The organism is Ruegeria sp. BF7 (assembly GCF_056538605.1).
The window spans coordinates 17,516-43,407 of record NZ_JBQFTM010000001.1; the positions used below are offsets into that span (position 1 = coordinate 17,516).

26 protein-coding genes are annotated in these 25,892 nt (G+C 59.3%); 6 read left to right on the plus strand and 20 right to left on the minus strand.

The annotated features are described in order from the left end of the window. Positions 1-57 precede the first annotated feature (57 nt). The 8 genes from ACR0IK_RS00080 to ACR0IK_RS00115 form a co-directional block, all read right to left on the minus strand. The gene (locus ACR0IK_RS00080; protein WP_480639933.1) at positions 58-2,259 is read right to left on the minus strand and encodes a 3-hydroxyacyl-CoA dehydrogenase NAD-binding domain-containing protein; all 2,202 of its coding nucleotides are present in this window, start codon (positions 2,257-2,259) and stop codon (positions 58-60) included. Then, positions 2,252-2,740 (minus strand): cupin domain-containing protein, encoded by a 489-nt coding sequence (locus tag ACR0IK_RS00085; protein WP_480639935.1) that lies wholly within the window; start codon positions 2,738-2,740, stop codon positions 2,252-2,254. Before ACR0IK_RS00085 ends, ACR0IK_RS00080 begins: the two co-directional genes overlap by 8 nt. Next, on the minus strand, positions 2,740-3,951 hold the full coding sequence (locus tag ACR0IK_RS00090; protein ID WP_480595402.1) for an acetyl-CoA C-acetyltransferase: 1,212 nt from the start codon (positions 3,949-3,951) through the stop codon (positions 2,740-2,742). Before ACR0IK_RS00090 ends, ACR0IK_RS00085 begins: the two co-directional genes overlap by 1 nt. Before the next feature lie 11 nt (positions 3,952-3,962). Further along, positions 3,963-4,601 carry a glutathione S-transferase family protein gene (locus tag ACR0IK_RS00095; RefSeq protein WP_480595401.1) on the minus strand — a complete coding sequence of 213 codons (639 nt, stop codon included), beginning with the start codon at positions 4,599-4,601 and terminating at the stop codon, positions 3,963-3,965. 132 nt (positions 4,602-4,733) lie between these two features. Next, positions 4,734-4,946 carry a hypothetical protein gene (locus ACR0IK_RS00100; protein ID WP_480595400.1) on the minus strand — a complete coding sequence of 71 codons (213 nt, stop codon included), beginning with the start codon at positions 4,944-4,946 and terminating at the stop codon, positions 4,734-4,736. 54 nt (positions 4,947-5,000) lie between these two features. Further along, positions 5,001-6,782 carry an acyl-CoA dehydrogenase C-terminal domain-containing protein gene (locus tag ACR0IK_RS00105; RefSeq protein WP_480595399.1) on the minus strand — a complete coding sequence of 594 codons (1,782 nt, stop codon included), beginning with the start codon at positions 6,780-6,782 and terminating at the stop codon, positions 5,001-5,003. A gap of 46 nt (positions 6,783-6,828) precedes the next feature. Next, entirely contained in the window at positions 6,829-7,230 is a 402-nt protein-coding gene (locus ACR0IK_RS00110; protein WP_480595398.1) for a MerR family transcriptional regulator, read from the minus strand. Between the two features lie 281 nt (positions 7,231-7,511). Next, the gene (locus ACR0IK_RS00115; RefSeq protein ID WP_170325474.1) at positions 7,512-7,880 is read right to left on the minus strand and encodes a MerR family transcriptional regulator; all 369 of its coding nucleotides are present in this window, start codon (positions 7,878-7,880) and stop codon (positions 7,512-7,514) included. A 112-nt stretch (positions 7,881-7,992) separates the two neighbouring features. Here ACR0IK_RS00115 and ACR0IK_RS00120 point away from each other — a divergent pair, with 112 nt between their 5' ends. From ACR0IK_RS00120 to ACR0IK_RS00130, 3 genes are read left to right on the plus strand one after another with little or no spacing between them, the layout of a single operon-like run. Further along, on the plus strand, positions 7,993-8,412 hold the full coding sequence (locus ACR0IK_RS00120; protein WP_480639939.1) for a PaaI family thioesterase: 420 nt from the start codon (positions 7,993-7,995) through the stop codon (positions 8,410-8,412). After that, positions 8,412-8,930: a PaaI family thioesterase gene (locus tag ACR0IK_RS00125; protein WP_480595396.1), complete on the plus strand. Its 519-nt coding sequence runs from the start codon at positions 8,412-8,414 to the stop codon at positions 8,928-8,930. The genes ACR0IK_RS00120 and ACR0IK_RS00125 overlap by 1 nt, the downstream gene beginning before the upstream one ends. A gap of 6 nt (positions 8,931-8,936) precedes the next feature. Continuing rightward, a complete protein-coding gene (locus tag ACR0IK_RS00130; RefSeq protein ID WP_480595395.1) occupies positions 8,937-10,253 on the plus strand; it encodes an MATE family efflux transporter in 1,317 nt (438 codons plus the stop codon). Here ACR0IK_RS00130 and arsC read toward each other — a convergent pair. From arsC to ACR0IK_RS00150, 4 genes are read right to left on the minus strand one after another with little or no spacing between them, the layout of a single operon-like run. Then, positions 10,250-10,591 carry an arsenate reductase (glutaredoxin) gene (gene arsC, locus ACR0IK_RS00135; protein ID WP_480639942.1) on the minus strand — a complete coding sequence of 114 codons (342 nt, stop codon included), beginning with the start codon at positions 10,589-10,591 and terminating at the stop codon, positions 10,250-10,252. The genes ACR0IK_RS00130 and arsC overlap by 4 nt on opposite strands. Continuing rightward, positions 10,588-11,646, minus strand: a complete 1,059-nt coding sequence (locus ACR0IK_RS00140; RefSeq protein ID WP_480639944.1) for a quinone-dependent dihydroorotate dehydrogenase — start codon at positions 11,644-11,646, stop codon at positions 10,588-10,590. Before ACR0IK_RS00140 ends, arsC begins: the two co-directional genes overlap by 4 nt. Further along, positions 11,643-12,074: a DUF1330 domain-containing protein gene (locus tag ACR0IK_RS00145; protein WP_480639946.1), complete on the minus strand. Its 432-nt coding sequence runs from the start codon at positions 12,072-12,074 to the stop codon at positions 11,643-11,645. Before ACR0IK_RS00145 ends, ACR0IK_RS00140 begins: the two co-directional genes overlap by 4 nt. After that, positions 12,071-12,409: a DUF952 domain-containing protein gene (locus tag ACR0IK_RS00150; protein ID WP_480639948.1), complete on the minus strand. Its 339-nt coding sequence runs from the start codon at positions 12,407-12,409 to the stop codon at positions 12,071-12,073. The genes ACR0IK_RS00145 and ACR0IK_RS00150 overlap by 4 nt, the downstream gene beginning before the upstream one ends. A gap of 108 nt (positions 12,410-12,517) precedes the next feature. On the opposite strand from ACR0IK_RS00150, the gene ACR0IK_RS00155 reads away from it, so the two are divergent. Further along, positions 12,518-14,101, plus strand: coding sequence for a bifunctional metallophosphatase/5'-nucleotidase (locus tag ACR0IK_RS00155; protein WP_480639950.1), 1,584 nt, complete (start codon positions 12,518-12,520; stop codon positions 14,099-14,101). A gap of 63 nt (positions 14,102-14,164) precedes the next feature. On the opposite strand, the gene ACR0IK_RS00160 is transcribed toward ACR0IK_RS00155, so the two are convergent. Next, the gene (locus ACR0IK_RS00160) at positions 14,165-15,817 is read right to left on the minus strand and encodes a tetratricopeptide repeat-containing sulfotransferase family protein (protein WP_480595389.1); all 1,653 of its coding nucleotides are present in this window, start codon (positions 15,815-15,817) and stop codon (positions 14,165-14,167) included. A gap of 55 nt (positions 15,818-15,872) precedes the next feature. On the opposite strand from ACR0IK_RS00160, the gene ACR0IK_RS00165 reads away from it, so the two are divergent. Together ACR0IK_RS00165 and mnmH are read left to right on the plus strand one after the other, a co-directional pair. After that, positions 15,873-16,538: an SOS response-associated peptidase gene (locus ACR0IK_RS00165; protein ID WP_480639952.1), complete on the plus strand. Its 666-nt coding sequence runs from the start codon at positions 15,873-15,875 to the stop codon at positions 16,536-16,538. 44 nt (positions 16,539-16,582) lie between these two features. Further along, the gene (gene mnmH / locus ACR0IK_RS00170; protein ID WP_480639954.1) at positions 16,583-17,635 is read left to right on the plus strand and encodes a tRNA 2-selenouridine(34) synthase MnmH; all 1,053 of its coding nucleotides are present in this window, start codon (positions 16,583-16,585) and stop codon (positions 17,633-17,635) included. On the opposite strand, the gene selD is transcribed toward mnmH, so the two are convergent. From selD to ACR0IK_RS00205, 7 genes are read right to left on the minus strand one after another with little or no spacing between them, the layout of a single operon-like run. Beyond that, positions 17,626-19,785, minus strand: a complete 2,160-nt coding sequence (gene selD, locus ACR0IK_RS00175; protein ID WP_480639956.1) for a selenide, water dikinase SelD — start codon at positions 19,783-19,785, stop codon at positions 17,626-17,628. The genes mnmH and selD overlap by 10 nt on opposite strands. A gap of 5 nt (positions 19,786-19,790) precedes the next feature. Continuing rightward, the gene (locus ACR0IK_RS00180) at positions 19,791-20,177 is read right to left on the minus strand and encodes a Na+/H+ antiporter subunit G (RefSeq protein ID WP_480595385.1); all 387 of its coding nucleotides are present in this window, start codon (positions 20,175-20,177) and stop codon (positions 19,791-19,793) included. 7 nt (positions 20,178-20,184) lie between these two features. Continuing rightward, positions 20,185-20,454 carry a K+/H+ antiporter subunit F gene (locus ACR0IK_RS00185; RefSeq protein WP_480639958.1) on the minus strand — a complete coding sequence of 90 codons (270 nt, stop codon included), beginning with the start codon at positions 20,452-20,454 and terminating at the stop codon, positions 20,185-20,187. Next, entirely contained in the window at positions 20,451-20,948 is a 498-nt protein-coding gene (locus ACR0IK_RS00190) for a Na+/H+ antiporter subunit E (RefSeq protein WP_480640765.1), read from the minus strand. The genes ACR0IK_RS00185 and ACR0IK_RS00190 overlap by 4 nt, the downstream gene beginning before the upstream one ends. Next, positions 20,948-22,486: a monovalent cation/H+ antiporter subunit D gene (locus tag ACR0IK_RS00195; RefSeq protein WP_480639960.1), complete on the minus strand. Its 1,539-nt coding sequence runs from the start codon at positions 22,484-22,486 to the stop codon at positions 20,948-20,950. Before ACR0IK_RS00195 ends, ACR0IK_RS00190 begins: the two co-directional genes overlap by 1 nt. Continuing rightward, positions 22,483-22,842: a Na+/H+ antiporter subunit C gene (locus ACR0IK_RS00200; RefSeq protein WP_480595382.1), complete on the minus strand. Its 360-nt coding sequence runs from the start codon at positions 22,840-22,842 to the stop codon at positions 22,483-22,485. The genes ACR0IK_RS00195 and ACR0IK_RS00200 overlap by 4 nt, the downstream gene beginning before the upstream one ends. Further along, complete coding sequence (locus tag ACR0IK_RS00205; protein WP_480639962.1) at positions 22,842-25,709, minus strand: monovalent cation/H+ antiporter subunit A; 2,868 nt, start codon at positions 25,707-25,709, stop codon at positions 22,842-22,844. Before ACR0IK_RS00205 ends, ACR0IK_RS00200 begins: the two co-directional genes overlap by 1 nt. Between the last annotated feature and the right edge of the window lie 183 nt (positions 25,710-25,892).

Consider the following 25,892-nt stretch of genomic DNA (forward strand, 5'->3'; position numbering starts at 1 on the left):
CTATCTGAAACTACAAGGTGACGCTGGCGCATTGGGGGCATGCGCCAGCGTTTTTGTTTAGGCAGCCTTGGCTTCGGGTGCGAAGCGACTGTAGAAGCTCTGGCCCTTTTCGGCCATCTCACGCAGCAGTGGCGGGCAGGCGAAACGCTCACCGTAAGCTTCGGTCAGTTGATCGCAACGCTCGGCCGCGTAAGGCGTGCCGATGATGTCCAGCCAGCTCAGCGGGCCGCCCGACCAAGGTGCAAAGCCCCAGCCAAGGATCGCGCCTACGTCGCCTTCGCGGATGTCTTCCAGAACGCCTTCCTCCAGCGCCCGGACCGCTTCCAGAACCTGCGCGAACATCAGGCGTTCCTGTACTTCGATCAAGTCGGGCTGGTCCTCGGCATGCGGGTATTTCTCCTGCAGGCCTTTCCAGTATTCGGTGCGCTTGCCCTTTTCGTCATAGTCGAAGAAACCCGCATTGGCCTTGCGGCCCAGACGGCCCAGTTCCTCCATCCAGAAGATCAGATCATCCGAGGGGCTTTCCGGGTAAGCATCGCCCATCGCTGCTTTGGTCGCGCGGGCAATCTTGGCCCCAAGATCAATCGAGGTCTCATCGGTCAGCTGGATCGGCCCCACCGGGAACCCCAGTTGACGCGCGGCATTGTCGATCAGCACCGGGTTCACACCTTCGGCGATCATCCGCACACCTTCATTGATATAGGGGATGATACAGCGGTTGGCGTAGAAGAACCGAGCATCGTTGACCACGATTGGCGTCTTCTTGATCTGACGGACATAGTCCAGCGCCTTGGCCACGGCACGATCACCAGTTTCCTTGCCCTTGATGATCTCGACCAGGAACATCTTCTCAACCGGTGAGAAGAAGTGGATGCCGATGAACTGCTCAGGCCGTGCGGATGCTTTGGCCAGATCGGTGATCGGCAGGGTCGAGGTGTTCGAAGCAAAAATGCAATCCTCGGGGATGATAGCCTCGACCTTTTGGGTCATCTCTGCTTTCACGCCTGGATCTTCGAACACGGCTTCGATGATCAGATCGCAGCCTTTTAGGTGCTCCAGATCGGGCGTCGCGGTGATGCGGGCCAGCATGGCTTCCTTTTTTTCGGCCGTGACCTTGCCGCGCTTCATACCCTTGTCCAGATAGGTCTCGGTATAGGCCTTACCTTTGTCGGCAGCATCCTGATCGCGGTCGACCAGAACCACTTCCATTCCGGCCTGCGCCGAGACCAGTGCAATGCCGGCTCCCATCATGCCCGCACCCAGAACGCCAACCTTTTTGACCCGCTGATCCGGCACGTCCTTGGGGCGCACCGCGCCTTTCTCCAATGCTTCCTTGTTCAGGAACAGCGAGCGGATCATTGCCGACGAGGAGGGGTTCATCAGAATATTGGTGAACCAGCGCGCTTCGATCCGCAGGGCAGTGTCGAAATCGACCAATGCACCTTCGTAGATTGAACTCAGCAGGGCTTTGGCCGCCGGGAAAGCGCCTTGGGTCTTGCCGTTCACCATTGCATTGGCGCCGACGAAGGTCATGAAACCGGCAGGGTGATAGGGCGCACCGCCGGGCATCTTGTAGCCCTTGGCGTCCCAAGGTTTGACCAGATCAGCGTCTTTGGCGTTCAGAACCCACTCTTTCGCCGCCGCAACCGGATCGTCCGCCACGGCGTCGATCAGCTGTGCGCCCTTGGCCTTGGCCGGGTCCATCATCTTGCCTTCCAGCAGGACCGGGGCCGCTGCCATCGCGCCAACCATACGGCTGAAACGCATGGTGCCGCCGCCGCCGGGGAAGATACCAAGCATGATTTCCGGCAGACCGATCTTGGCCTTGGGGTTCGAGGTCATGACGCGGTGGTGACAGGCCAGCGCGATCTCGGTTCCGATCCCTGCGCAGGTGCCGTTGATGGCGCAGGCGACCGGCTTGCCGCCTTTCTTGGTCTTGGGGTCCATGCCCGCCAATTCCAGCTTACGCAGGATGTGGTGGCCACCCATGACGAAGTCGAACAGCGCCTGTGCCGGCTCATCACCTGCTTCCTGCCGGATAGTGGCCAGCGTGTTCAGGTCCATGCCGCCAGCGAAGGAACCTTCTTTGCCACTGGTAATGACGACACCTTTGATTTCGTCATCTTCCAACGCCTGGTCAACCAGCGTGCTGACAAGTTCAAACGCTTCGCGGGTCATCACGTTCATGGATTTGCCCTGGGCGTCCCAGGAAACAAAGGCGACGCCGTCCGCGTCTTTGGTCAGAGTGAAATCAGTCATTGTCATCTCCAATCTGGTCAGCCGTCAGCGGGCTGCCATCCTTGCGGGTGAAGGCGAATCCGTTCTCATCATCCTTCACCATCATGTCTATGTCGCTGTAATAGCCGGTCTCAGTCGGGGTCCGAGTGCCCACCACCAGAAAGGTCGCAGGCGCATCGGTTTTGTTCACAAGGTGATGGCCGTTGGCCTCACCAGCTGGCCATGCCGCGCAGTCGCCGGGCTGCATCTCATGCTCACCATCATCATCGATTAGCACGCAGGTGCCGCTGAGCATGATGGCAAACTCGTCCTGCTCCATGTGGTAATGGCGCAGCGAGGACATGCCTTGCGGCTCGAGCCGCACGATGTTGACCCCGTATTGGGTCAGCCCGCCCGCGTCACCCACACGCTGGGCGAAACGACCTGCGGTCGCCTCGGCCAGCTTGCCGGGATAGGCCGAGCCGCCCTGAAACGGGATCTGAGAGAGATCCAGCTTGGGCATCAGACCCGCTCGATAATGGTTGCCGCACCCATGCCGGATGCGATGCAGAGCGTGGCCAGACCGGTTTCTTTGTCCTGACGCTCCAGCTCATCCAGCAGCGTGCCAATGATCATCGCGCCGGTCGCACCCAACGGGTGGCCCATTGCGATCGAGCCGCCGTTGACGTTTACCAGCGCAGGATCGACTTCGAATGCTTGTTGGAAGCGCAAAACTACCGAGGCGAAGGCTTCGTTCACTTCGAACAGGTCCAGATCGCTGATCTTCATACCGTTGTCGGCGAGGATCTTCTCGGTCACCGGAACCGGGCCGGTCAACATGATAGTCGGGTCAGTGCCGATCTTGGCGGTCGCTTTGATCCGGGCGCGCGGTTTCAGGCCGTATTTCTCACCGAATTCCTTGTTGCCGATCAGAACAGCGGCGGCACCGTCCACAATGCCCGAGCTGTTGCCCGCGTGGTGGATGTGGTTGATCCGCTCAAGGTGCGGGTATTTCAGCATCGCCACCTTGTCGAAGCCCGGCATCTGCTCACCCATCATCGCGAAGGACGGGTTCAGAGATCCAAGGCTCTGCATGTCGGTGCCGGGGCGCATGTATTCGTCGCGGTCCAGAATGGTCAGGCCGTTCTGATCCTTGATGGTGATGACCGATTTTTCGAACCGGTTGTCTTCCCAAGCCTCTGCCGCGCGTCTTTGGGATTCCACGGCCAGCGCGTCTGCGTCATCCCGGCTGAAACCATACTCGGTCGCGATGATGTCGGCCGAGATACCTTGCGGAACGAAATAGGTGTCCATCGCCAGCGTGGGATCGACAGCAATCGCGGCACCGTCGCTGCCCATGGCCACGCGGCCCATCATTTCGACACCACCGGCGATATAGGCTTCGCCTGCGCCGCCTTTGACCTGATTTGCCGCCAGGTTCACGGCTTCCATACCCGAGGCACAGAAACGGTTGATGGCCAGGCCAGGGATCGACTGGTCGAGTTCGGAGGCCAGAACCGCGGAACGTGCCAGACAGCCGCCTTGCTCCATCACCTGCGTAACGTTGCCCCAGATCACGTCCTCGACGGCGTGGCCTTCGAGGTTGTTGCGCTCTTTCATCGCGTTCAGGGTCAGGGCGGACAAGCGCACCGAGGTTACCTCGTGCAGGCTGCCATCCTTGCGGCCCTTTCCGCGCGGCGTGCGCAGGGCATCATAAATGTAAGCTTCGGTCATGGGTCTTCTCCTTAAGCTCGATCCGACGGTTTGCCGGGCATCAGGTCATATGGGTGTTTCCAGCCGGGCTGTTCGCTGAGGCGAGACAGCCAAGCGTCGATATGGGGCCAGTCGCCCCGGTCAAAGCCGAATGGTTCGGGGTAGTAGAGGTAGCCGCAGCAGCTGAGATCGGCGTTAGTCACGCCGTCTCCGATGATCCAATCGCGGCCTTCAAGGTGGTTGTTCAGAGTTTCATAGGCCGCCTTCAAGCGCCCTTGATTGAAAGCGATGACATCCGGGTTGCGGTGCTTTTCGGGCAAGAAGTGGATCAGGAAACGGGTCAACCCTGCCACCGAGCTGAGCTTGTGATTGTCCCACAGTACCCAGCGGAAAATATCGTAATTCTCGTCCCGATCCTTGCCGCCGAACTTGCCCGATTTCTCGGTTACATAGGCTTGTATCGCTCCGGATTGTGTGGTGCGAAAATCGCCGTCGATCATGACGGGGGCTTCACCCATCTCGTTGACCTCGGCGCGGTACTCGGGCGTGCGTGTCTCACCATTGAAGAAATCGACAAAGACCGGTTCCCAGTCCAGCCCGGACATTTCCAGCGCCAGTGCGGCCTTGTAAGAATTTCCGCTCTCGCCGAAACAGTGAAGCTTTATGGTCATGCGATCGCCCCTCCCAAGGCGCATGGTGCAGTGCCGCAATCTGCGTATTTCGAGAAAGCCGAACCGGTCTGGTCGATATGAGGTTCGTCTTTCTGAAAACACGCACGCCCAAAACGGGTGCGAATAAAGCCGTCAGCGTTTGCGCGCCTCAAGCTCGGTATTGAATTCTCGTAGCCGGCGCGTCAGGTTCTCCTCATCTATGACGCTGTTGAAGTTCTCGAACAGAAACGACAGTGCTTCACCTTCGTCCAGCCCGGCATCGCGGGCAAAAGCCCTGAGCCTGCGGTAACCGTCCTCGGTCATGGCGACCGGAATGCGACGGGTCAGGCGAAAGCGTTTTGGCATTGTGTCTCCTCCGAAAAGCCGGTTCCGGGGCGGGGCCCCGAAACCGGAGATTGATCAGAAGTTCGCGGCCTCCAGAGCCATGACCGTGTCCGCTCCGGTCTGGATGCGGGCCAGGTGCATTGCCGTGGCAGGCAGGCGACGTGCCATGTAGAATCGGCCCGTGTTGATCTTGGTTTCGTAGAATTCTTTGTCCGACGCGCCATCGTCCAGCGCGTCCTGCGCGGCCTTGGCCATCTGTGCCCACATCAGCCCCAGGCAGACGTGGCCGAACATGTGCATGAAGTCATAAGAGCCGGACAGTGCGTTGTTCGGGTTCTTCATACCTTCCTGCATGAAGTACATTCCAGCTGCCTGCAGATCCTTGGACGCGGCTTTCAGCGGTTCGATGAAGGCCTTGTCATAGGCTTCGTCCTTGCCGCTGTTTTCCTTGCAGAAGGTTTTGACCATGTCGAAGAAGGCCATGACGTGCTTACCGCCATCCTGTGCCAGTTTCCGGCCCACAAGGTCCAGTGCCTGCACACCGTTCGCACCTTCGTAGATCATCGCGATCCGGGCGTCGCGGGTGTATTGCGACATGCCCCATTCTTCGATGTAGCCGTGGCCGCCGTAGATCTGTTGCGCCTGAACGGTCATGTCATAACCCTGATCTGTCAGGAAGCCCTTGATGACCGGGGTCAGCAGCGAGATCAGCCCGTCTGCGTCCTTGTCACCCGAGCGGTGTGCCTTGTCGATCATGGTCGCGCCCCACAGGATGAACGCACGTGCTCCTTCGGTGAAGCTTTTCTGATCCATCAGGTTGCGGCGGATGTCCGGGTGTACGATCAGCGGATCGGCCGGGCCGTCTGGGTTCTTCACACCGGTTACATCGCGGCCCTGCAGACGGTCCTTGGCATATTCCAGAGCGTTCTGGAACGCGGCCTCGGCCTGCGACAGGCCCTGCATCCCCACACCCAGACGCGCTTCGTTCATCATGGTGAACATGGCGCGCATGCCTTTGTGCTCTTCGCCCAACAGCCAGCCGGTGGCTTCGTCATAGTTCATGACACAGGTCGAGTTGCCGTGAATGCCCATTTTTTCTTCGATCTTGCCGACCGAAACGCCGTTGCGTTCGCCTGGCGTACCGTCTTCATTGACGATGAACTTTGGCACGATGAACAGCGATACGCCCTTGATGCCCTCGGGGCCACCGGGGATCTTGGCCAGCACCAGATGGATGATGTTGTCGGCCATGTCGTGATCACCGGACGAGATAAAGATCTTCTGTCCCGAAATCTTGAAGCTGCCGTCACCCTGTGGTTCCGCCTTGGTGCGCATCAGGCCCAGATCGGTGCCGCAATGCGGTTCGGTCAGGTTCATGGTACCGGTCCATTCACAGCTGACCATGTTGGGCAGATAGGTGTTCTTCTGCTCTTCGGTGCCGTGCGCCAGAATGGCCGAGGCCGCGCCGTGGGTCAGGCCCTGATACATCACAAATGCCTGGTTTGCGCCCGAGAACATCTCGCCCACAGCGGTTCCCAGTACGTACGGCATGTTCTGGCCGCCATACTCTTCCGGCATGTCCAGACCAGTCCAGCCGCCTTCCTTCATCTGCTCGAAAGCATCCTTGAATCCAGTGGGGGTGTAGACGATGCCGTTTTCCAACCGGCATCCTTCGGTGTCGCCGACCACGTTCAGCGGATGCAGAACGTTGGTGGCAACCTTGCCGGCTTCTTCCAGAACCGCGCCGGTAAACTCGGCCTCCAGTTCGCTATAGCCTGGAATATCGGATTCCGAGACTTTCAGTACATTGTGCAGAATGAACTGAGTGTCTTTGGTCGGCGCGTTGTAGACGGGCATTTGAAGCTCCCTTAAATTCAGATGTCCGGGGATTGAGCCGCTGGGGTTACCCGGCGGCTTTTTTCTCGTTGTTTATCGAGGCGATGACTTTCTCGCCCCAGCGCAGCTGTTCTTTCAGATCGTCAATGGCTTGCGTCAGCTCTTCGCGGCGGGCTTCCATGTCCGACAGGCGTTCACGTGCGATTTCAATCGTACGGATCATCTGGGTCATTTGTTGGTCACCCACATGGTACAGATCCAGCAATTGCCGGATCTCTTCCAGGCTGAAGCCGAAACGCTTGCCGCGCAGGATTAGTTTCAGGCGCGCCCGGTCCCGTTTGGTGAACAGGCGTTTCTGGCCCTCGCGGATCGGGAACAAAAGTTCCTTTGCCTCGTAAAAACGCAATGTGCGCGGCGTGACATCGTAGGTCTCGCACATTTCACGGATGGTCATCAGGTCTTCGGTCATGGTTTCAGCACTCTCGTCACTGGCGTCTAAAAAAGTCAGGTGCGCAGTCGATGCGCACGTTACAACACGTAGATGACGTTCACGTAATGCAAACGCTACGTCACATTGAAAGTTGACGTAGCATCCTTTCGCGTCAAGGTGCCTGATGCGCAGGTTTTTGGAATTGACGTAACGGAATTTCAGCCGGGAGAGGGCGTTGGCTATCTGACACGGAACCACAACGGGCCAGCCCAAGGCTGCAATGCGCGGGCTTCAGGTATCAGCAAAGGAAGTGAGTATGTTCAGCGCAGCGATTTGGCGGTCTGGTCACGCAGACGCTGAAGTTCGTCCATCGCCTCATCCAGCTGCTGCCGCTGCTTCTGCAGTTCGGGCATCTGCCGGTCAGCCAGTTTCACGAACTCGGCCATCTGCGCCTGATTACCCTGATCTTCATAGATCAACAGCCACTGGCGAATCTCTTCCAGCGAGAATCCAAACAGGCGACCGCGCATGATCAGCTTCATCCGGGCGCATTCACGGGGACCGTAATACCGGCTGCGGCCTTCGCGTTCCGGCTGCAAAAGCTCGATATACTCGTAGTAACGCAAGGTGCGCTTGGTTACGTCGAACTCTTCGCACATCTCGTTTAATGACAAACGGTTGTCAGTCATTTTCGATCTCCTTGGCTGCAAACTAGGCCGTCGCGGCGGCAAGCGCAACAGGCGGTCTTGCTCTTTTGCAAGGCACAGGCTCATAAAGAAGGAAATTAGGGGGGCACCACGCATGGTCGACAAAGTAGAAATTGCGCGCCGGTTCATCGAGGCGATTCCACACGCCAAAGCGCTTGGGCTCAAGCTGACTACAATCAGCGATGGTGAGGCCGCGATTTCCATGCCGTATAACGCCGATCTGGTCGGAGACCCCAGAACCGGTGTCATCCATGGTGGCGCGGTATTTGCCGCGTTGGATACCTGCTGCGGTGCGGCCGTCATGTGTCACCCGTCGGCGCCCGGAGGGACTGCCACGATTGATTTAAGGATCGACTATATGCGCGCCGCGACACCGGGGCAGAGCATCACCGCCCATGCCACCTGCTATCACATCACTCGCAATGTTGCCTTTGTTCGGGCCACAGCGATGGACGAGAATCAGGACCTGCCGGTGGCAACCGCCGCAGGTTCCTTTACAATGGAGGGTCTGTGATGGCGCGGCCCCGTCCCGAACCGATGCAGGTGGTCAAACAACGCCGCGATGCGGCCCTGAACGCAATTGTCGAAGGCGTGCCGTATATCCGGTTCCTGAATATCACTTTCGACCGGCGCGGTGACGAACTGACCGGAGTGTTGAATTTCGACGACAAGCTGATCGGCAACCCTCTGCTGCCCGCGCTGCATGGCGGGGTTACGGCTGCATTCCTTGAGGTTACGGCCGTTATTACGCTGAGTTGGGAGTATTTCTTTCCCAAGATCGAAAGTGGCGAGATAGAAGCGGAGGAACTATTCAAGGCCGACTCGGTGCGGTTTCCCAAAACCGTAGATTTCACGGTGGATTACCTGCGCTCGGGCCTGCCGCGCGACGCCTATGCGCGCGCCTTTGTCAGCCGCTCTGGCCGGCGTTACGCCTCGGTCCGGGTCGAGGCATGGCAGGACAATCACGCGCGCCCGATTGCGCAGGCGACGGGGCATTTCCTGATGCCGCAATCCAAACCGGTCGCCGGGTAGAACACCGTGCAAACCGCCTCGGCGCCACTCACCCATAAACGGGTGTTGAAGATCGCGGTTCCGATCGTACTGTCCAATGCCACGGTGCCCATTCTGGGGGCTGTCGATACCGGTGTGGTCGGACAGATGGGGCAGGCGGCCCCCATCGGCGCAGTTGGCATGGGCGCGGTTATTCTGGCGACAATCTACTGGATCTTCGGCTTCCTGCGCATGGGCACCACCGGCCTTGCCGCGCAGGCACGGGGGGCCGGGGACACTGCTGAGACCGGCGCATTGCTGATGCGCGGTCTGCTGCTGGGCGGTGCGGCGGGGCTGTTTTTTATAGTCACGCAGATCTGGGTGTTCTGGGGGGCATTCGCCCTGTCACCCGCCAGCCCCGAAGTCGAAGCGCTGACGCGGGATTATCTGCAAATACGCATATGGGGCGCACCGGCGACAATTGCCCTCTATGCGGTAACAGGCTGGCTGATCGCGGTCGAGCGAACGCGCGGCGTGTTCATCCTGCAGGTCTGGATGAATGGGCTGAACATCTTGCTGGATCTGTGGTTCGTGCTTGGACTTGGCTGGGGCGTTGAAGGTGTCGCCATCGCCACTCTGATCGCCGAATGGACCGGGTTGGCACTGGGTCTTTGGCTGTGCCGCGGCGCGTTTCAGGGAAGCCAGTGGTGCGACTGGCCGCGCATATTCGATGCGGCCCGGCTGCGGCGGATGATGCAGGTGAACACGGACATTATGATCCGCTCGGTCCTGCTGACCGGAGCGTTCACTACCTTTCTGTTTGTCGGCTCCGATCTGGGCGATGTGAATCTAGCGGCCAATCAGGTGTTGTTGCAGTTTCTTGAAATCACCGCCTTTGCTTTGGACGGCTTTGCCTTCTCGGCCGAGGCCCTGGTCGGAAGCGCCGTGGGCGCGCGCGACCGGTATCAGGTCCGCCGTGCGTCGATCATGGCGTCGCAATGGGGCGTGGGCGGAGCTTTTGCTCTGGGTACTGTATTCTACCTGGCCGGACCGACCCTGATCGACCTGATGACCACTTCGCCCGAAGTGCGGGGCGCCGCAAGGGACTATCTGATCTGGGCCGCTCTGGCCCCGGCGATCGGAGTGGCGAGCTGGATGTTCGACGGCATCTATATCGGGGCCACATGGACCCGCGCCATGCGCAATGCGATGCTTCAGTCGGTCGTAATCTATGTCGGCGCGCTGTTCATTCTTGTGCCGACGCTGGGCAATCACGGACTGTGGGCCGCGCTGATGGTTCTGAATATCGCGCGCGGCATTACGCTGGGCTGGCGTTATCCCCGGTTGGAGGCGCAGGTGGCTTAAAGCAGCGTAAGCAGATTTTCGGGAGGGCGCCCGATGGCCGCCTTGTCGCCTGCAATGGCCAGAGGGCGCTCGATCAGGATCGGGCTTTCGGCCATGGCGGTGATCAGGTCATCTGCAGGCGTGTCATTGGTCAGACCCAACTCTTTGAACCGCTTTTCACCCGTCCGCATCATGTCGATGGCATCAATGCCCAGCTGATCCAGCACGCTGCGAAGCTCGTCCGCCGAAGGCGCGTCCTCAAGGTATTTGCGAATTTCGACTTGCGCGCCGTTCTCTTCCAGCAACGCCAGCCCGGCGCGGGATTTCGAACAGCGCGGGTTGTGCCAATATGCGATCACAGCCAGTCCTTTCTTTTACTTCCAACGGCTTGCGTGACAGAGTTGAACCCGTCTCGCGCCAGCAATTCATCCAAGCCCTGTGCAATCTCAGCGGCCAGAGATATCCCGCCATAGACAAGCGCCGTATATAACTGCACGGCAGAGGCCCCGGCACAAATCTTGGCGTAGGCCTGTTCCGCATTGCTGATGCCGCCCACGCCGATCAAGGGGATATTTCCCTCGGTCAGTTGGCTGAGCCGGGCCAGAACCCGCGTCGATTTCTCGAACAAGGGTGCGCCTGACAACCCGCCAGCTTCCCCCTTGTGGTCGCTGCGCAACCCGTCACGGGACAGGGTGGTGTTGGTTGCGATCACCGCGTCCACGCGGGTTTCTGAGGCGACTTCGGCGATGTCCCGCAATTCCGCTTCGGTCAGGTCGGGCGCGATCTTCAAGAAAACCGGGATTGGGTGCGACAGCGTATTGCGCGTTTCGATCACGCCTCCCAGCAGCGCGCCAAGCGCCGCCTTACCCTGCAAATCCCGCAGCTTTTCAGTGTTGGGGGACGAAACATTGACCGTGGCAAAATCCAGATACGCCGCGCAATGGGCGAGAACCTCGGCAAAGTCGCCGGGCCGGTCGTCACTGTCCTTGTTCGCGCCAAGGTTCAGGCCGATCACGGCGTCCTTGGGGCGCTCCGCTAGGCGGTTTGCCATGGCTTCCATGCCTTCGTTGTTGAAGCCAAAGCGGTTGATGGCGGCCTTGTCTTCGGACAGGCGGAACAGACGGGGCTTCGGGTTGCCGGGTTGCGGGCGCGGTGTGACTGCGCCAACTTCGATGAAACCAAAACCAGTGCGAGAGAGAGGGGTCAGAACCTCTCCGTTCTTGTCGAATCCCGCGGCCAGTCCTACTGGGTTGGGCAGATCCAGGCCGGCTACTTGGGTTTTCAGCCGGGGCGATGTTACCGGTCCCGGCATAGGGGCCAGACCGGCCCGCAACGCCTTGATCGACATGCCATGGGCGGCTTCCGGGTCCAACTTGTGGAGGACGGCAAGCCCCAGTTTCTCTGTCAATTTCATCCGAAAGTCTCTCCGCCATTTGCCGGTGCGCATCGGATCAGGCGCGAGGTTTCAACCGCCGCTTGTCGATGTATGACCGCCGCTTGGTAAACCGGGTCCGTCACCATTTCAAGGAACGCGTGTGCCGATGGATATCGGGCGATGAACACTTCATCCCATACCTCATCTTGCGGACCGATCAGGGTGGTCTGATACGCGCCACGCCACAGGATCGACGCCCCCAGCCGTGCAATGATCGGGGCGGTCTCGACCCCATAGTTGCGATAGGCCTGCGCGCCGGTCAGCCCGGCCTTGGCCAGTTCGTGCCCAGCGAGGTATGCGGCCTTGTCGCGAAACTTCACCAGATTCAGCATCTCAATCGGGTGATCGCGGTCCAGTGCCTTGAACACTTCGAACTGGGCACGGTCGGGATTAATGAACGCGGTCATACCATCTCTGCCGGGAACTGGTGCGCCTGCCCGTCAAAGGGCAGGGCGCGCGACCAGACCACATCCGTCATGCGAATTTGGCGGTAGAGATGCGGAAACAAGGCGCCGCCGCGCGATACCTCCCATTTCAGGTCGTCACCCATCGCATCCGCGTCGCAGGCCAGCAGGGTCAGCCCTTCGGCCTTGGCAAAATGTTTGGCTGCGGTCTCGGCGGCTTGTTCGGCGGTCGAGAAATGGACAAAGCCGTCGGCAACATCAATCGGTGCACCGTCAGTGGCCCCCTGATCCTGCAAAATAGCCCATTCATCGGCCCGGAAAATCTTGTAAATCAGCATGAGGAGGTGATGCCCCGCGGAACAGGCAGAATCAAGCCGGATTTCCCCCTTTGACTCTTCTTGTCGCTGAGCGCACCATCGCGGCAAACAAATACAGGGAGTATCAATATGTTCACCCGTTTTCTGGCGTCAGTGGCCGTTCTGGGCCTGACCGCAGGTATGGCCGCGGCGGAGTATAAGCTGACGATTCTGCACACAAATGACCTTCACAGCCGTATCGAGTCGATCAACAAATACGACTCGACCTGCGACGCCGAGGACGAAGCCGAAGGCAAATGCTTTGGCGGTGTTGCCCGGCTGAAAACCATAGTGGACACCAAGCGGGATGAACTGGCGGATCAGAATGTGCTGTTGCTGGATGCCGGTGACCCGTTTCAGGGATCGCTGTTCTATACAACCTACAAAGGCGCGGCCGAAGCCGAATTTATGGAGGCTATCGGCTATGACGCCATGGCGGTCGGCAACCACGAATTCGACGATGGCCCCGAAGGTCTGGCTGCGTTCATCGACGCCGTCAGCTTTCCGGTCATTTCGGGCAACCTCGATCTTTCGTCCTCGGCCGAGTTGAACGGAAAGGTTGAAAACCATCTTGTGCTTGAAGTTGGAGGTCAGAAGATCGGCATCGTCTCTGCTCTGGCAACGGACACGGTAGATACTTCCAGCCCCGGCAAGGACGTGGTCTTTCAGGATGAAATCGACAGCCTGACCGCCGATGTCGAGGCGCTGCAGGCCGAAGGCGTCGATATCATCATCGCGCTGAACCATGTTGGTCTGGCAAAGGATATCGAGATTGCCGAGAAGGTGCCCGGCCTTGATCTGGTGATCGGTGGGCATTCCCACACATTGCTGTCCAACACGCAGGAAGGCGCGGCGGGTTCATACCCGTTGATGGTCGGCGATGTGCCGGTTGTTCAGGCCTATGCCTATTCCAAATATCTGGGCGACGTCACGCTGACTTTTGACGACGACGGCAACCTGATTTCGGCTGAAGGCGAACCCATTTTGCTGGATGCTTCGGTTGAACCGGATGCAGACATCGCTGCGCGTGTTGCCGAAATGGGCGCCCCGATTGAAGAGATGAAAAAGCGCGTTGTTGCCAATTCTGCTGACGCTATCCAGGGCGACCGAGCGGTCTGCCGTGTGCAGGAATGTGAGATGGGCAATCTGGTTGCTGACGCCATGCTGGCAAGGGTTGCCGATCAGGGCGCGCAGATCGCGATTGCCAACTCGGGCGGGTTGCGGGCCTCGATCGATCCTGGTGAGGTGACTATGGGTGAGGTGCTGACCGTGCTGCCCTTCCAGAACACGCTTTCAACCTTTGAGATCAGTGGTCAGACGGTCATCGACGCGCTGGAAAACGGCGTCAGTCAGGTCGAAGAGGTCAAGGGCCGCTTCCCGCAGGTCGCGGGCCTGACCTTCACCTGGGACCCGTCGGTTGCGCCGAACGAAGGGCGGATCACCGAGGTGATGGTCGCCGAGGGGGATGGTTTCGTTCCGATTGATCCCGCTGCCACTTATCTGGTGGTCACCAACAACTATGTCCGCAACGGCGGTGACGGTTATTCCATGTTCGAAGGTGACGACAAGAACGCCTACGATTTTGGTCCTGATCTGGCCGATGTAACGGCGGAATACCTCGCCGAGAACGCGCCGTATCAGCCTTATCTGGACGGGCGCATCAAGCAGAAATAATCTTGTGCCCCTGTAATCAAAAAGGCCGCATCGCCCGATGCGGCCTTTGTTTTTACGGCTTGCTCAACCGAGGTCATATTCAGGCCAGAGCGCCGGGTCGAAACCGTCCAGCATGGGTTGCAGGTGTTTGGACACGCTCTGCCATCCACCGACCGATTTGGTCGAGATCTTGTTGCGGACCTGATCGATACTGGCAGTTCTGACCTGCTTTTTGTTTTCCTCTGGGCGCATCATCGTTTCATGCCATTCAATACCGCAGAATGTAGCGACCTGTTGGCTATAGCTTTTCGGATCGGCGACCAGCTTTTCGTAAGGAACGGTCAGAATGCGGTCTCCGAACACGGCATCCCAATGGGCCATATAGCGGCGGTACAAATTCGCCGAGTGTGCAATGGCCGAAAGATTCGAGGCATAGCGCATTCCACCTGCCGGGAACCGCCTGATCCATTTGGACAGCCCGACGTCACGGGGGTCTCGCAGCATGTTAATTACTTTCGCGTTGGGGAAGGCGGACAACAGGAAACCAACATTCTGGTAGTTGTGCGGCAACTTGTCGACAAAGGCGACAGATCCGTCAGGGACCGGTGGCATCAGTTTGCGGAACTGACAGGCAAATTCGGCGAAGTTTGCCGCATCGAAGCTCTGATCATTTTTTACGAATTCACGGGACAGATCGCCGCCCAGCGTCAGTTCCCCGCACCCGGCAATATCAGGGGCCGAACTCAGCATCATTTCCATCAACGTGGTGCCCGATCGGGGTTGTCCGATAACAAAGACCGGAACCGGTGTATCGCTTAGCCCAGAGTCAGGTATACCGATACCGGCGGGGAAAAGTCCGGTGATCCGCTCCAGTTTTTTCTCTTCGGCGTCCGCGTCGTAGGGGTTGCTCTCATGCTGTATCGCGTTGGCCCGCAGGAACTGTGGCATGGCCGCGTCCAGGCCATCCATTTTTGAGATCAGATGCGCCTTGGCGAATTCAAGCTCCAAATGATCACCGTCTCTGTTGCTGATGGCGGTTTCGACGGCCTCAAGCAATTCCGGAGCCTCCTCTTTGGTGGCCATTGTGGAAAGCTGCAGCAACGCCGAAATATGTTCTGGATTTGTCTCCAGAATGCGCAGCAGGATGTCTCGGGCACCATTCTTGTCGCCGCTCTGGTGCAGGTTCACTGATTTGTCGAATGCAATTACGGAATTGTTCGGATCCAGCTCATAGGCACGGGAAATGTCACGCGAGTTGTCATCGACAAACCCGATCTTCGCGTAGGCTCGGGCCCGCTTGGCCAGAAGATGCACATCGTCGGGTTCGCTTGCCAGCTTCTTGCTCGCATGTTCGATGATCATGCGCCAGTTGCTGCCCTTAAGGTGGATCTCATCCAGGACGCGGTTCAGTTCTTTGTTATTCGGGAACTGTTCCAGCTTTTGCTCTGTATAATCCAGCGCTTTGGGGATCTGCCCGGTCTGCATCAAAGCATTGGCCAAGTTTTCCACGAATTGCGGATCGTCCGGTTTCATTCGGGACGCTTCAATAAAATGCGGGATGGATTTCTTGTACTGTTCCATCTCGGTCAGCACAAAGCCCGAGATGGCGTGGAAATCTGAATCCTTCGGGAATTTCTTGACGCCGAGCTGAGCTTTTTTTAGCGCCTGTTGCAGCTTGCCTGCCTCCAGAGCGGCCACTGCCTTGCCTTTGAGGGTTTTCGCTGTTTGATTTTGCATGAGACCCCGGGACATCCTGTGCCTGTATGAAACGACTAATGATGGTTCATTACCCATGTGCGGACGGTTTGCAATAACCCTTCCCAATGATGCGATGGCGCAGCTGTTTTCTGCGCGACCGGCGAACACGCTGCCAGCGGTGCCGAATTTCAACGTCTGTCCGACCAATCAGGTGCACGTGGTCCGCGCCGGAGAGAGCGGGCGCAGGTTGGACCCGCTACGCTGGGGGTTTCTGCCGCATTGGTACAAGACCGAAACCGCCGGACCCCTGCTGATCAATGCGCGGGCCGAAACGTTGGCGGAAAAACCTGCGTTTCGTGCGGCTTGTCGCGAACGGCGATGCCTGATCGCAGCGACCGGATTCTACGAATGGACAAAGACCGATCAGGGCACGCGGCTGCCTTGGTATATTCACCGCAAGGATGGCGCGCCGATCGCCTTTGCCGGAGTCTGGCAAGACTGGGGGCAGGATGAGGCTCGGCAAGGTACCTGTGCCATCGTGACGACACCCGCAAACACCCATCTCAGTGCCATCCACCACCGGATGCCGTTGATCCTTGAGCCCGATGACTGGCCGCTCTGGCTGGGTGAGGCCGGAAAGGGGGCCGCGCGTCTGTTGCGAACCGGCGCCGAGGGTGTTTTGGACTTTTACCGTGTCGATCCAGCGGTGAATTCGAACCGCGCCAGCGGGTCCGAACTGATCGAGCCGATCCCGGCATGACGGCGCGCCTTTTCAATGCGGCCTTAGCAGGATAGACCCTTGATATGGCTTTGAACTTCACCGACCTGCCCAGCCTTTACGCGCATGATTTCGATACGGTTATTGATGTGCGCAGCCCGGCGGAATTCGCCGAAGATCATCTGCCCGGTGCCATTAACTTGCCGGTTCTGGACGATGAAGAACGCGCGCGAGTCGGGACGATCTATGTACAGGAAAGCCCCTTTCTGGCCCGCAAGCTGGGCGCGGCGCTGGTGTTCCGTAACGCGGCCAACCACATCGAACACAGCCTGTCACACTACGAAGGTGGCTGGAAACCTCTGGTCTATTGCTGGCGGGGCGGGCAGCGGTCGGGGTCTTTCACCTGGATGCTGCAACAGATCGGCTGGCGGGCCGAGGTGGTCGAGGGCGGGTATCGCACTTATCGTCGTCTGGTGAACCGGTTTCTGTACCAGGACCCCTTACCCCATCGTCTGATCGCGTTGGACGGCTACACAGGCACGGCCAAGACCGACCTTCTGGCCCGTCTGGAAACGCGTGGTGTTCAGGTTCTGGACCTGGAAGGGCTGGCCAATCATCGCGGCTCATTGCTGGGCGAGATGCCAGGCGGGCAACCCAGCCAGAAGGCGTTCGAATCCGCTCTGTCCGCTGCGCTGTGCGGGCTCGATCCGGCGCGCCCGGTTGTGGTTGAGGCCGAGTCCTCCAAGATCGGTTCGTTGATCCTGCCACCAAGCGTATGGGCCGCTTTGCGCAACGCGCCGCGTATTCAGGTCCAGGCCTCAATCGAGGCGCGCATCGCCTATCTTACCCGCGCCTATGACGACATTCTGTCGGATGCAGAGCGGTTGCGCGACCGGCTTTCTCCGCTGCGGTTCCATCGGGGGCATGAGGTTGTGGATGGTTGGTTTTCCCTGATCGACGCGGGCGACAAACAGGCGCTGACACGGGCGCTGATGGAACAGCATTATGACCCATCCTATGCCAAATCCAGCCGCGTTAGCAGCGTCGAGGTTGTTGCAAAGGTAAACGCGACAGCGCTTGACGGCGCGGGTCTGAACGACGCGGCCGCGCGGATCGAACGGATTCTGGATCAGCTCTGAAGGCGCAGGCCAGGTGTGTCGGACATGTGTCCGATGATGACCGCCGGATAACCCGCGTGCCTCAGCTGTTCGCACAGCCCCGGCGCCTGGCCAGCCGCGACGGCGGCCACCAACCCTCCGGCTGTTTGCGGGTCGAACAACAGGTCGGTCCTGTCGCCAAGCGGTAAATCCGGAGCGATCGACCGATTGTCATCGAAAATTGTTGACCGGACGCCTTGGGTGCTCAACACCAGCGCTCCGGCCAACAGCGGAATTGCTTCCAGATCGAGAGTTGCACCGCAGTCCGAAGCCTCGCACATGCCGAGCAGATGCCCGGCCAAACCAAAGCCCGTCACGTCGGTCATCGCATGAGCGCCTGCCAGAATGCGGGAGGCTTCTCCTTGCGGCTGAACCATCTGCCGGAAGGCATCGACAACCCATTCGCCCTGGGCCTTGCCTGCCATTTCGGCGGCCATCAACACGCCGCTGCCCAATGGTTTTGTTAGTATCAGTGCGTCGCCCGGATGGGCACCCGACAGGGTGATCGGGTCGGTCTCGCACAAGCCGGTAAGGGTGAAGCCGATGGTCATCTCATCGCCCATTGAGCTGTGGCCACCCACGATTTCAGCCCCGGCTTTGCGCATGACCTCGGTTGCGGCGGTCATGATCTCGGCCATGGTCCGGTGCTGCAATTCGGGGGACATGCGGGGCAGGATGATCGTTGCCGTTGCCGCTTGCGGGCTGGCACCCATGGCCCAGATATCCCCAAGCGCGTGAACGGCAGCGATGCGGGTCATCAGCGCCGGGTCATAGGTGAAACCGCGTAAATGGTCCGAGGTCATCACTTGCTGCACCTCACCGGTCGTCAGCAATGCGGCGTCGTCTCCGGGCAGGGAAGTGATATCTGCGCGCTCAGGCGCGGGCAGATCGCACAATGCAGCCTGCAGCGCGCCGCGTCCGACTTTTGCGCCACAACCGCCGCACATGGGTTTTTCACCTAGTGCCTCATGCAGTCCGGCCGCGTGAAACCGCGGCATTGGAAGGCGCGCCATTTCGGGCAGGTCGCGGAATCTGTTCATGAAAGTCTGGTCGATATGGTTCTTCCAGCGCCACATCAAAGGTCCGCTGAAAGAGGTGCCCAACCGCTCGGCCAGAGCGGATTTTCCGCCCAGAGAGATCAGCTTCAGATAGTCTTTCTGCGGTGTGTACCGCCGCATCCGTCCTGCACCCAAAGCGGCGCGCAGGTTGTTGAACAAGACCGGAGCCTCTCGCACCGCATACACCCCTGCCTTGGGGCGCGGGTTTTCCGACAGATGGACGCAATCTCCGGCGGCAAAGATCACGGGGTTGCTGGATTGCAGGAACCCGTTCACGCGGATGTAACCGTCCTGCAGATCAAGGCCCGTTTGGGCGATCCAGTCATAGGGACGGGCACCGGCGGCGCCGGTCACGAACGCGGCCGGAATTTCACGGCCATCCTCCAGAACAACATGATCGGCCTCGATGCGGGAAATGGGCGTGTTTTCGATCAGATCAACGTTCAGATCAGCCATTGCCTTCCGAATGGTCGCGCTTGCCTTTGGCTTTGTAGCAGTCAGGGCTTGGGCGTTGTCGATCAGGGTCACCCGCGCGGCGCGGCCCTTGGCGCGCAAGGCGTGAGCCATTGCCATCACCAGTTCCACCCCTGCCACGCCGCCGCCGATCACCGCCACTGAAGCGGGGCCGGTGCCCTGCAGGTACGTGGCCCAACGCGCCGCGAAAGGCCCCAGCGGTTTGGCCGGGATCGCATGGTCGGCGAAACCGGGCAATGCGGGCATGTCCGAGGTGATCCCCACATTGACCGAGGCCACATCGAACGCCACCGGAGGGCGGCCGGGTGCACGGACCAGACCCCGACCAACGTCGATCCCTTCGACCGGGGCAAGGATGACGCGCGCACCGGCAAACCGGGCCAGGCGCACCAGATCTATATCCAATTCCCGGCGGTCATAGTGTCCGGCGACATAGCCAGGCAGCATACCGGAATAAGGCGCAGTAGGACCGGGGTTGATTACCGTTAGCCGTGCGCCGGGCAGCGGGTTCATCCCCCATTTGCGCAGCACCAGCGCATGGGTATGCCCGCCGCCAATCAGTACCAGATCACGGGTCAGGGGCAGCGGAGGGTGATGCATGAGATTTAATTCGCAGTGTGGTCAGGGACATCCTCGACCTGCTCGACCGCGTGAGTGGCCCATAGTTCATCCTCGCCCGCGTCCGGCAGATCGTTGGGCTTTTCATGGCGGTGAATGTGCCATTTGGCAATGAACAGTGCCGTGATCGGCGCGGTCAGAAACAGGAAAAGTGTGATCAGCAGTTCGTGCAGCGACAGGTGCTGCTCGATCAGGACTGAGTGGCAAATCGACGCCAGCAACACACCACCCACGCCCAGCGTGGTCGCCTTGGTGGGCGCGTGCAGGCGGGACATCGGGTCTTTCAGTTTGATCATACCGAACGATCCGACAAAGCCGAAGATGCCAGAAATGATCAGAAAGAACGCGATCAGAATTTCGAAAAGGAACTCCATGTCGCCCTCACTCGATGATATTGCCGCGCAGCATGAAGCGCGCGTAGGCCACGGTTGAAACAAAGCCAAGCATGGCGATGATCATCGCGGCCTCGAAGAAAATCTCGGTTCCCTGCGCCAGACCGTAAAGGATCAACAACGCGATGGTGTTGATCACCATCGTATCCAGCGCCAGAACCCGGGTGCCAACGCCTTCGGCCGAGATGATCCGATACAGGCATAGCATGATGGCCGTTCCAAAACAGGCGAAGGCAAACCAGATCGCAACCTCGATCATTCGAAAATCTCCTTCAGGCGACGCTCATAGCGCTGTTTTATCTGATCCCGTACCGCGTCCGGGTCGGGCGCATCCAGGCAGTGAACCAGCAGGTTATGCCCTTGTGCCGACAGGTCTGAGCTGACCGTGCCTGGGGTCATCGTGATGGTTCCCGCCAAAACCGTGATTGCCTCGGGCGTGCGAAGTTCCAGCGGAACGCAAATCCAGTTGGGTTGCCGGTCGGCATCGCGTTTGAACAGGATGATCTTTGCCACCGTGATATTGGCAATCACGATATCCCACAGCACCACCAGCATATATTCCACCACCATCGGCCAGTTGCGCAGCTTGGGGCGGTCGGGCCAATAGGGCTGGGTGACAAACGGGATTATAATCCCAAGGATCAGGCCGAAGACGAGCGAGTTCAGCGAGGGTTTGTTGGCCAGCAGAACCCACACAATCGTCAGCAAGAAGGTCAGGTGGGGGTGCGGGAAAATCCGGTGCAGAAGCCTCATCATTCCTCTCCTCCCAGAACGGCCGAGATGTAGTGTTCGGGTGTAAACAGCTGCTCGGCTGTTTTACCAGCGTACGTCAAGGCAGGGCCCGCGAACAGGGTCAGCATGACAAGGCCCAGAACCAGCCCAAAGACGGCGGTGAAGGCCAGTCCAGCATTGGGCTCGGGCGCAGGCAGGGCGGGGGTCTCGTCTTCCGTTTCTGGCGTTGGGTTGTGTTGGGCGTCGTGGCTTTTCCAGAAGATCAGCGAACCTGCGCGCGCGAGCCCGACAATGGTGACAAACGACCCGATCAGAACGACCGCCCAGATCGCGTTTGCATCCGGCGCGTCGCGGGACGCGTCCAGAACCAGCAGTTTGCCAATGAAGCCCGACAGCGGCGGCATCCCCGCCAGCGCGATAGCACCGACAAAGAACAAGGCCGAGATCAGACCGCTCTGCGGCATGGGTGTCTTGGGTTCGATGGAGCCGCCCTGACGCTCCATAACCAGATCGGCCACAAGGAACAGCAATGCCGTCGCAAGGGTTGAATGATAGATGTAGTAGAGCGCCGCAGCGGTAGCGGTTTCCGTGAACAGCGAAATGGCAATTAACAGCGTCCCCATCGACGCGATGGCGCAAAAGGCGACCATCCTCGCGATGTGCTGTGTGCCGAGAATGCCGACGGTGCCAACGGCCAGCGTCACCAAGGCTGCGGGTTGCAGCCATGCGCCGACCAGTCCTTGTGTCGCCTCAACCTCGGGGCCGAAGCCCAACGTGTACATCCGCAAGATCGAGTAAGCCCCGACCTTGGTCATGATCGCAAAAAGGGCGGCCACCGGCAGGGGCGCATTGGCATAGCTGGCGGGCAGCCAGAAATGCAGCGGCAGAACGGCGGCCTTGATACAGAACACAAGCAGCAAGAGAACGGCCCCAACACGCAGCAGCGCTGTGTCATCAGCCGGAAGCTCGGCCACGCGCAGCGCCATGTCTGCCATGTTCAGCGTTCCGGTCACGCCATAAAGCGTCCCCAGCGCAAACAGGAACAGGGTCGAGCCCAGCAGGTTATAGGCTACATATTGCACACCTGCTTTCAGGCGCACCGAACCACCACCGTGTGTCATCAGACCGTAGGACGCGATCAGCAGGACCTCGAAGAACACGAACAGGTTGAACGCGTCACCGGTCAGGAACGCACCGCAGACACCCATGAGTTGGAAATGAAACAGCGCGTGGAAGTGCTTACCTCTGTCATCCCAACCCGACGCAATTGCATAGAGCACAATAGGCAGGGCCAGCAGAGCGGTCAGCAAAACCATCATGGCAGACAGTCGATCCAGCACCATCACGATACCGAACGGCGCAGGCCAGTCACCAAGTTCATAGACCTGAATATCGCCGCCAGAGGCCTGCGCTGTGATGGTCAGGGCAATGCCAAGCAGCGCCACCACACCAGCAACTGAAAAGATGCGCTGCAGGTCCAGGTGGTATCGCAGGACCATGATGATGAATGGAGCCAGGATCGCGGGCAGGACGATCGGCGCTACGATCCAATGGTTCATGCGTCTTCTCCTGCGCCGTCCACGCTGTCCCGCGCGGTCATGTCGATATGGTCATCTTTCGAGGACAGATAGGCGGACAGCGCGATCATCACGATCACCGCTGTCATCCCGAACGAGATCACGATGGCCGTCAGCACCAGCGCCTGCGGCAAGGGATCGGTGTAAGGAACGTCTTCGTATTTGTTCAGAACGGCCGGTGCATCCAGTGCCAGCCGTCCGGTTGCGAACAGGAACACGTTCACCGCGTAGGTGATGAGCGACAGGCCCAGGATCACGGGAAATGTCCGGCGGCGCAGGATCAGGAAAATCCCGGCGGCGGTCATGATGCCTACGGCAGAGGCTACGAGCGCTTCCATCAGGCCTGCTCCTTCTTTTCGTCTTCTTTCAGGTCGTCCCGCAGCGGGTTGATATCCATCGGAAATTCCTGCGCCATGCCCGGCTGCCACGCGAACCGCGACAGGCTGTCCAGCGCCAGCATCACCGCGCCCAGAACCGCAAGGAACACGCCAGTGTCAAACAGGATAGCGGTGGCCCATTCAAACTCTTCCAGCGGCGGCCAATGGATGTAACCGAAATCGCTGGTCAGGAAGGGGCGATCATTGAACCACGCACCCAAACCGGTCGCGGCAGCGATCAGCACACCCCAACCGATTGTGCCATGGTAATAAAAGCGCTGCCGCTCGATGGCCCATGTATAACCGCTGGCCATGTATTGCATCAGGTACGCAATAGCTACGATCAGGCCCGCGATGAACCCGCCGCCTGGCTGGTTATGTCCCCGGAAAAAGATATAGGCACCAACCATCAGCGCGATGGGCATCATCACGCGGGTCGCCACCACCATCATCAGCGGATGGGAATCCCCCGATTGCGGCCAGTGCGGTTTTCGGTTCAGCAGATAGGCGCGGACGTTCGAGCCCAGAACCGCCTCGGTCAGGGCAAAGATGATCAGTGCGGCTATGCCCAGAACGATGATCTCGCCAAAGGTATCAAAGCCCCGGAAGTCCACCAGGATCACGTTGACCACGTTGGTGCCGCCACCGCCTTTATACGAATTCGCCAGATGGAATTCCGAGATCGTCGGGAAGGCAAAGTCCCGCAGCATCAGCGCGTAGATCAAGCCGCCGGTGCCAAGACCTGCCACGACCGAGATAGCTGCATCTCGCCAGCGCCGTGCGGCGCTGCTGTCCCACGGCGTATCCGTGGGCAGGAAATTCAGCGACAGCAGCAACAGGATCATCGTCACCACCTCGACCGAGATCTGCGTCAGCGCCAGATCCGGGGCCGACAGATAGTTAAATGCCATCGAAACGATCAGGCCGACCACACCGATCAGCACCAGTGACAGCAGGCGATTGCGGTGGAACCACATGATCGCCAGCGTTGCACCAACCAAACAAATCCAGCCGATGAACGGGATGATCTGTATCGGCAAGGGCTCTCGCGTTTCCGGGCCAATGGCACCGGTCGAATAGGCGTAATAGCCAAGCCCGACGGTGAAGGCGATCAGGATGATTGCATAGCGGCTGATCACACCATTGTGCAACGTGTCGGTGACCCCGCGGCTCAGCGTGGTCAAGGCGCCGATCACGGCTTCAAAGATCGTCTTGGCCTCGGGGCGGGGCAGGGCATTCCAAAGTGCCTCTCCCCGGCGGTGCAGCCCCAGCAGGAACAGACCGCCCAGCGTGGCCACGACAGACATATACAGCGCAGGCGTGAACCCGTGCCACAGTTTCAGCGAGTAATAAGGCAGTTTCTCACCACCGATCACAGCGCTGGACACAACCGCGACCAGAGGCCCGACGATAGCCGCCGAGTACAGCCCGATCAAAACAACCAGCACCACAAGGAAAGCCGGAGCCAGCCAAAGCCCGACAGGTGGGTCATGCGGGTGGTGCGGGTAATCGGTGCGTTGTGGGCCGAGGAAGACATGGCTGACAAAGCGGAAGGAATAGGCCGCCGAGAATAGCGCCGCCAGCAACGCCAGCCCCGGAACCAGATAATGCGAGTTCAACCACGTGGTGTGGACTGTCTCTTCCAGCATCATTTCCTTGGACAGGAACCCGTTCAGCGGCGGCAGGCCCGCCATCGACAGGGCGGCAATCGTGCCGATGGTAAAGGTAATCGGCATTAGTTGCCGCAGCCCGCCCAATCGCTTGATATCACGGGTTCCGGTTTCGTGATCCACAATCCCGGCGGTCATGAACAGAGCACATTTAAAAGTCGCGTGATTGATGATGTGGAAGATAGCGGCCACGGCGGCAATCTTGGTGCCAAAGCCCAGCAGCATCGTCACCAGCCCCAGATGCGACACAGTCGAAAACGCCAACAGCGCCTTGAGGTCGTCTTTGAACAGCGCGATGCAGGCGCCGATCAACATGGTCACAAGACCTGTTGTCGCAACGATATAGAACCAGGCATCGGTCCCCGCCAAAACCGGCCACATCCGCGCCATCAGGAACAGCCCGGCCTTTACCATCGTGGCCGAGTGCAGATAGGCCGAAACCGGCGTTGGTGCGGCCATCGCGTGCGGCAGCCAGAAGTGAAACGGGAACTGCGCCGATTTGGTGAAACAGCCCAGCAGGATCAGGATCAGCGCCGGCGTGTAATAGGGCGACGCCTGGATCAGTTCCTTGTTTTGCAGGATCACGCTCAGGTCATAAGACCCCACGATATTGCCAAGGATCAGCATCCCGGCAATCATCGCCAGCCCGCCGGAACCGGTAACGGCCAGCGCCATCCGTGCGCCCTGACGACCTTCGGGCAGGTGCTTCCAATAGCCGATTAGCAGGAATGAGCTAAGCGACGTAAGCTCCCAGAATATAAGCAGAAGAAGGATGTTGTCAGAAAGGACAATCCCGACCATCGCGCCCTGAAACAGCAGCAGATAGGTATAGAACTGCCCCATCGGGTCCTCGCGCGACAGGTAGAACCGGGCATAGAGGATGATCAGCAATCCGATCCCCAGGATCAGCAGGGCAAACAGGAACCCCAGACCGTCTAGCATGAAATTCGCGTTCAGTCCCAACGCTGGTATCCACTCGAACCGCGCCGTAATGACATCTCCGCGCATGACCGACGGGATGTGAATCAACAGCCCCATAAGCGCCAGAAATGTCGTCAGCCCGGCGGCTGATGCTGCTGCGTTTCGTCCTGCCCGGATCAGAAGGGCTGGAAAAACAGCTCCGAGGAAGGGAAGGGCCGCGATGAGGAATAGGGACAAGTGCGATACTCCGGTCTGAGCGGTCAAAAGTAATCCTGATTTTGTAAGGATAATTTTCTGACTGTCCAGCTATTGCAGGTTTTTAGCTGCATTCTAGAAGCGTCGCGCCGATAGCGTTTCAGGTGCGAAATAATGACGCGAACTTGATCTGCCGCCCGGATTTCACCACAGCGCCAACCCGAC

Excerpts from the sequence above, each read along its gene's own strand:
- ACR0IK_RS00080 (WP_480639933.1), bottom strand. The coding sequence starts at position 2,259 with ATGACTGATTTCACTCTGACCAAAGACGCGGACGGCGTCGCCTTTGTT.
- ACR0IK_RS00085 (WP_480639935.1), bottom strand. The coding sequence starts at position 2,740 with ATGCCCAAGCTGGATCTCTCTCAGATCCCGTTTCAGGGCGGCTCGGCC.
- ACR0IK_RS00090 (WP_480595402.1), bottom strand. The coding sequence starts at position 3,951 with ATGACCGAAGCTTACATTTATGATGCCCTGCGCACGCCGCGCGGAAAG.
- ACR0IK_RS00095 (WP_480595401.1), bottom strand. The coding sequence starts at position 4,601 with ATGACCATAAAGCTTCACTGTTTCGGCGAGAGCGGAAATTCTTACAAG.
- ACR0IK_RS00100 (WP_480595400.1), bottom strand. The coding sequence starts at position 4,946 with ATGCCAAAACGCTTTCGCCTGACCCGTCGCATTCCGGTCGCCATGACC.
- ACR0IK_RS00105 (WP_480595399.1), bottom strand. The coding sequence starts at position 6,782 with ATGCCCGTCTACAACGCGCCGACCAAAGACACTCAGTTCATTCTGCAC.
- ACR0IK_RS00110 (WP_480595398.1), bottom strand. The coding sequence starts at position 7,230 with ATGACCGAAGACCTGATGACCATCCGTGAAATGTGCGAGACCTACGAT.
- ACR0IK_RS00115 (WP_170325474.1), bottom strand. The coding sequence starts at position 7,880 with ATGACTGACAACCGTTTGTCATTAAACGAGATGTGCGAAGAGTTCGAC.
- ACR0IK_RS00120 (WP_480639939.1), top strand. The coding sequence starts at position 7,993 with ATGGTCGACAAAGTAGAAATTGCGCGCCGGTTCATCGAGGCGATTCCA.
- ACR0IK_RS00125 (WP_480595396.1), top strand. The coding sequence starts at position 8,412 with ATGGCGCGGCCCCGTCCCGAACCGATGCAGGTGGTCAAACAACGCCGC.
- ACR0IK_RS00140 (WP_480639944.1), bottom strand. The coding sequence starts at position 11,646 with ATGAAATTGACAGAGAAACTGGGGCTTGCCGTCCTCCACAAGTTGGAC.
- ACR0IK_RS00145 (WP_480639946.1), bottom strand. The coding sequence starts at position 12,074 with ATGACCGCGTTCATTAATCCCGACCGTGCCCAGTTCGAAGTGTTCAAG.
- ACR0IK_RS00150 (WP_480639948.1), bottom strand. The coding sequence starts at position 12,409 with ATGCTGATTTACAAGATTTTCCGGGCCGATGAATGGGCTATTTTGCAG.
- ACR0IK_RS00155 (WP_480639950.1), top strand. The coding sequence starts at position 12,518 with ATGTTCACCCGTTTTCTGGCGTCAGTGGCCGTTCTGGGCCTGACCGCA.
- ACR0IK_RS00160 (WP_480595389.1), bottom strand. The coding sequence starts at position 15,817 with ATGCAAAATCAAACAGCGAAAACCCTCAAAGGCAAGGCAGTGGCCGCT.
- ACR0IK_RS00165 (WP_480639952.1), top strand. The coding sequence starts at position 15,873 with ATGTGCGGACGGTTTGCAATAACCCTTCCCAATGATGCGATGGCGCAG.
- mnmH (WP_480639954.1), top strand. The coding sequence starts at position 16,583 with ATGGCTTTGAACTTCACCGACCTGCCCAGCCTTTACGCGCATGATTTC.
- selD (WP_480639956.1), bottom strand. The coding sequence starts at position 19,785 with ATGCATCACCCTCCGCTGCCCCTGACCCGTGATCTGGTACTGATTGGC.
- ACR0IK_RS00180 (WP_480595385.1), bottom strand. The coding sequence starts at position 20,177 with ATGGAGTTCCTTTTCGAAATTCTGATCGCGTTCTTTCTGATCATTTCT.
- ACR0IK_RS00185 (WP_480639958.1), bottom strand. The coding sequence starts at position 20,454 with ATGATCGAGGTTGCGATCTGGTTTGCCTTCGCCTGTTTTGGAACGGCC.
- ACR0IK_RS00190 (WP_480640765.1), bottom strand. The coding sequence starts at position 20,948 with ATGAGGCTTCTGCACCGGATTTTCCCGCACCCCCACCTGACCTTCTTG.
- ACR0IK_RS00195 (WP_480639960.1), bottom strand. The coding sequence starts at position 22,486 with ATGAACCATTGGATCGTAGCGCCGATCGTCCTGCCCGCGATCCTGGCT.
- ACR0IK_RS00200 (WP_480595382.1), bottom strand. The coding sequence starts at position 22,842 with ATGGAAGCGCTCGTAGCCTCTGCCGTAGGCATCATGACCGCCGCCGGG.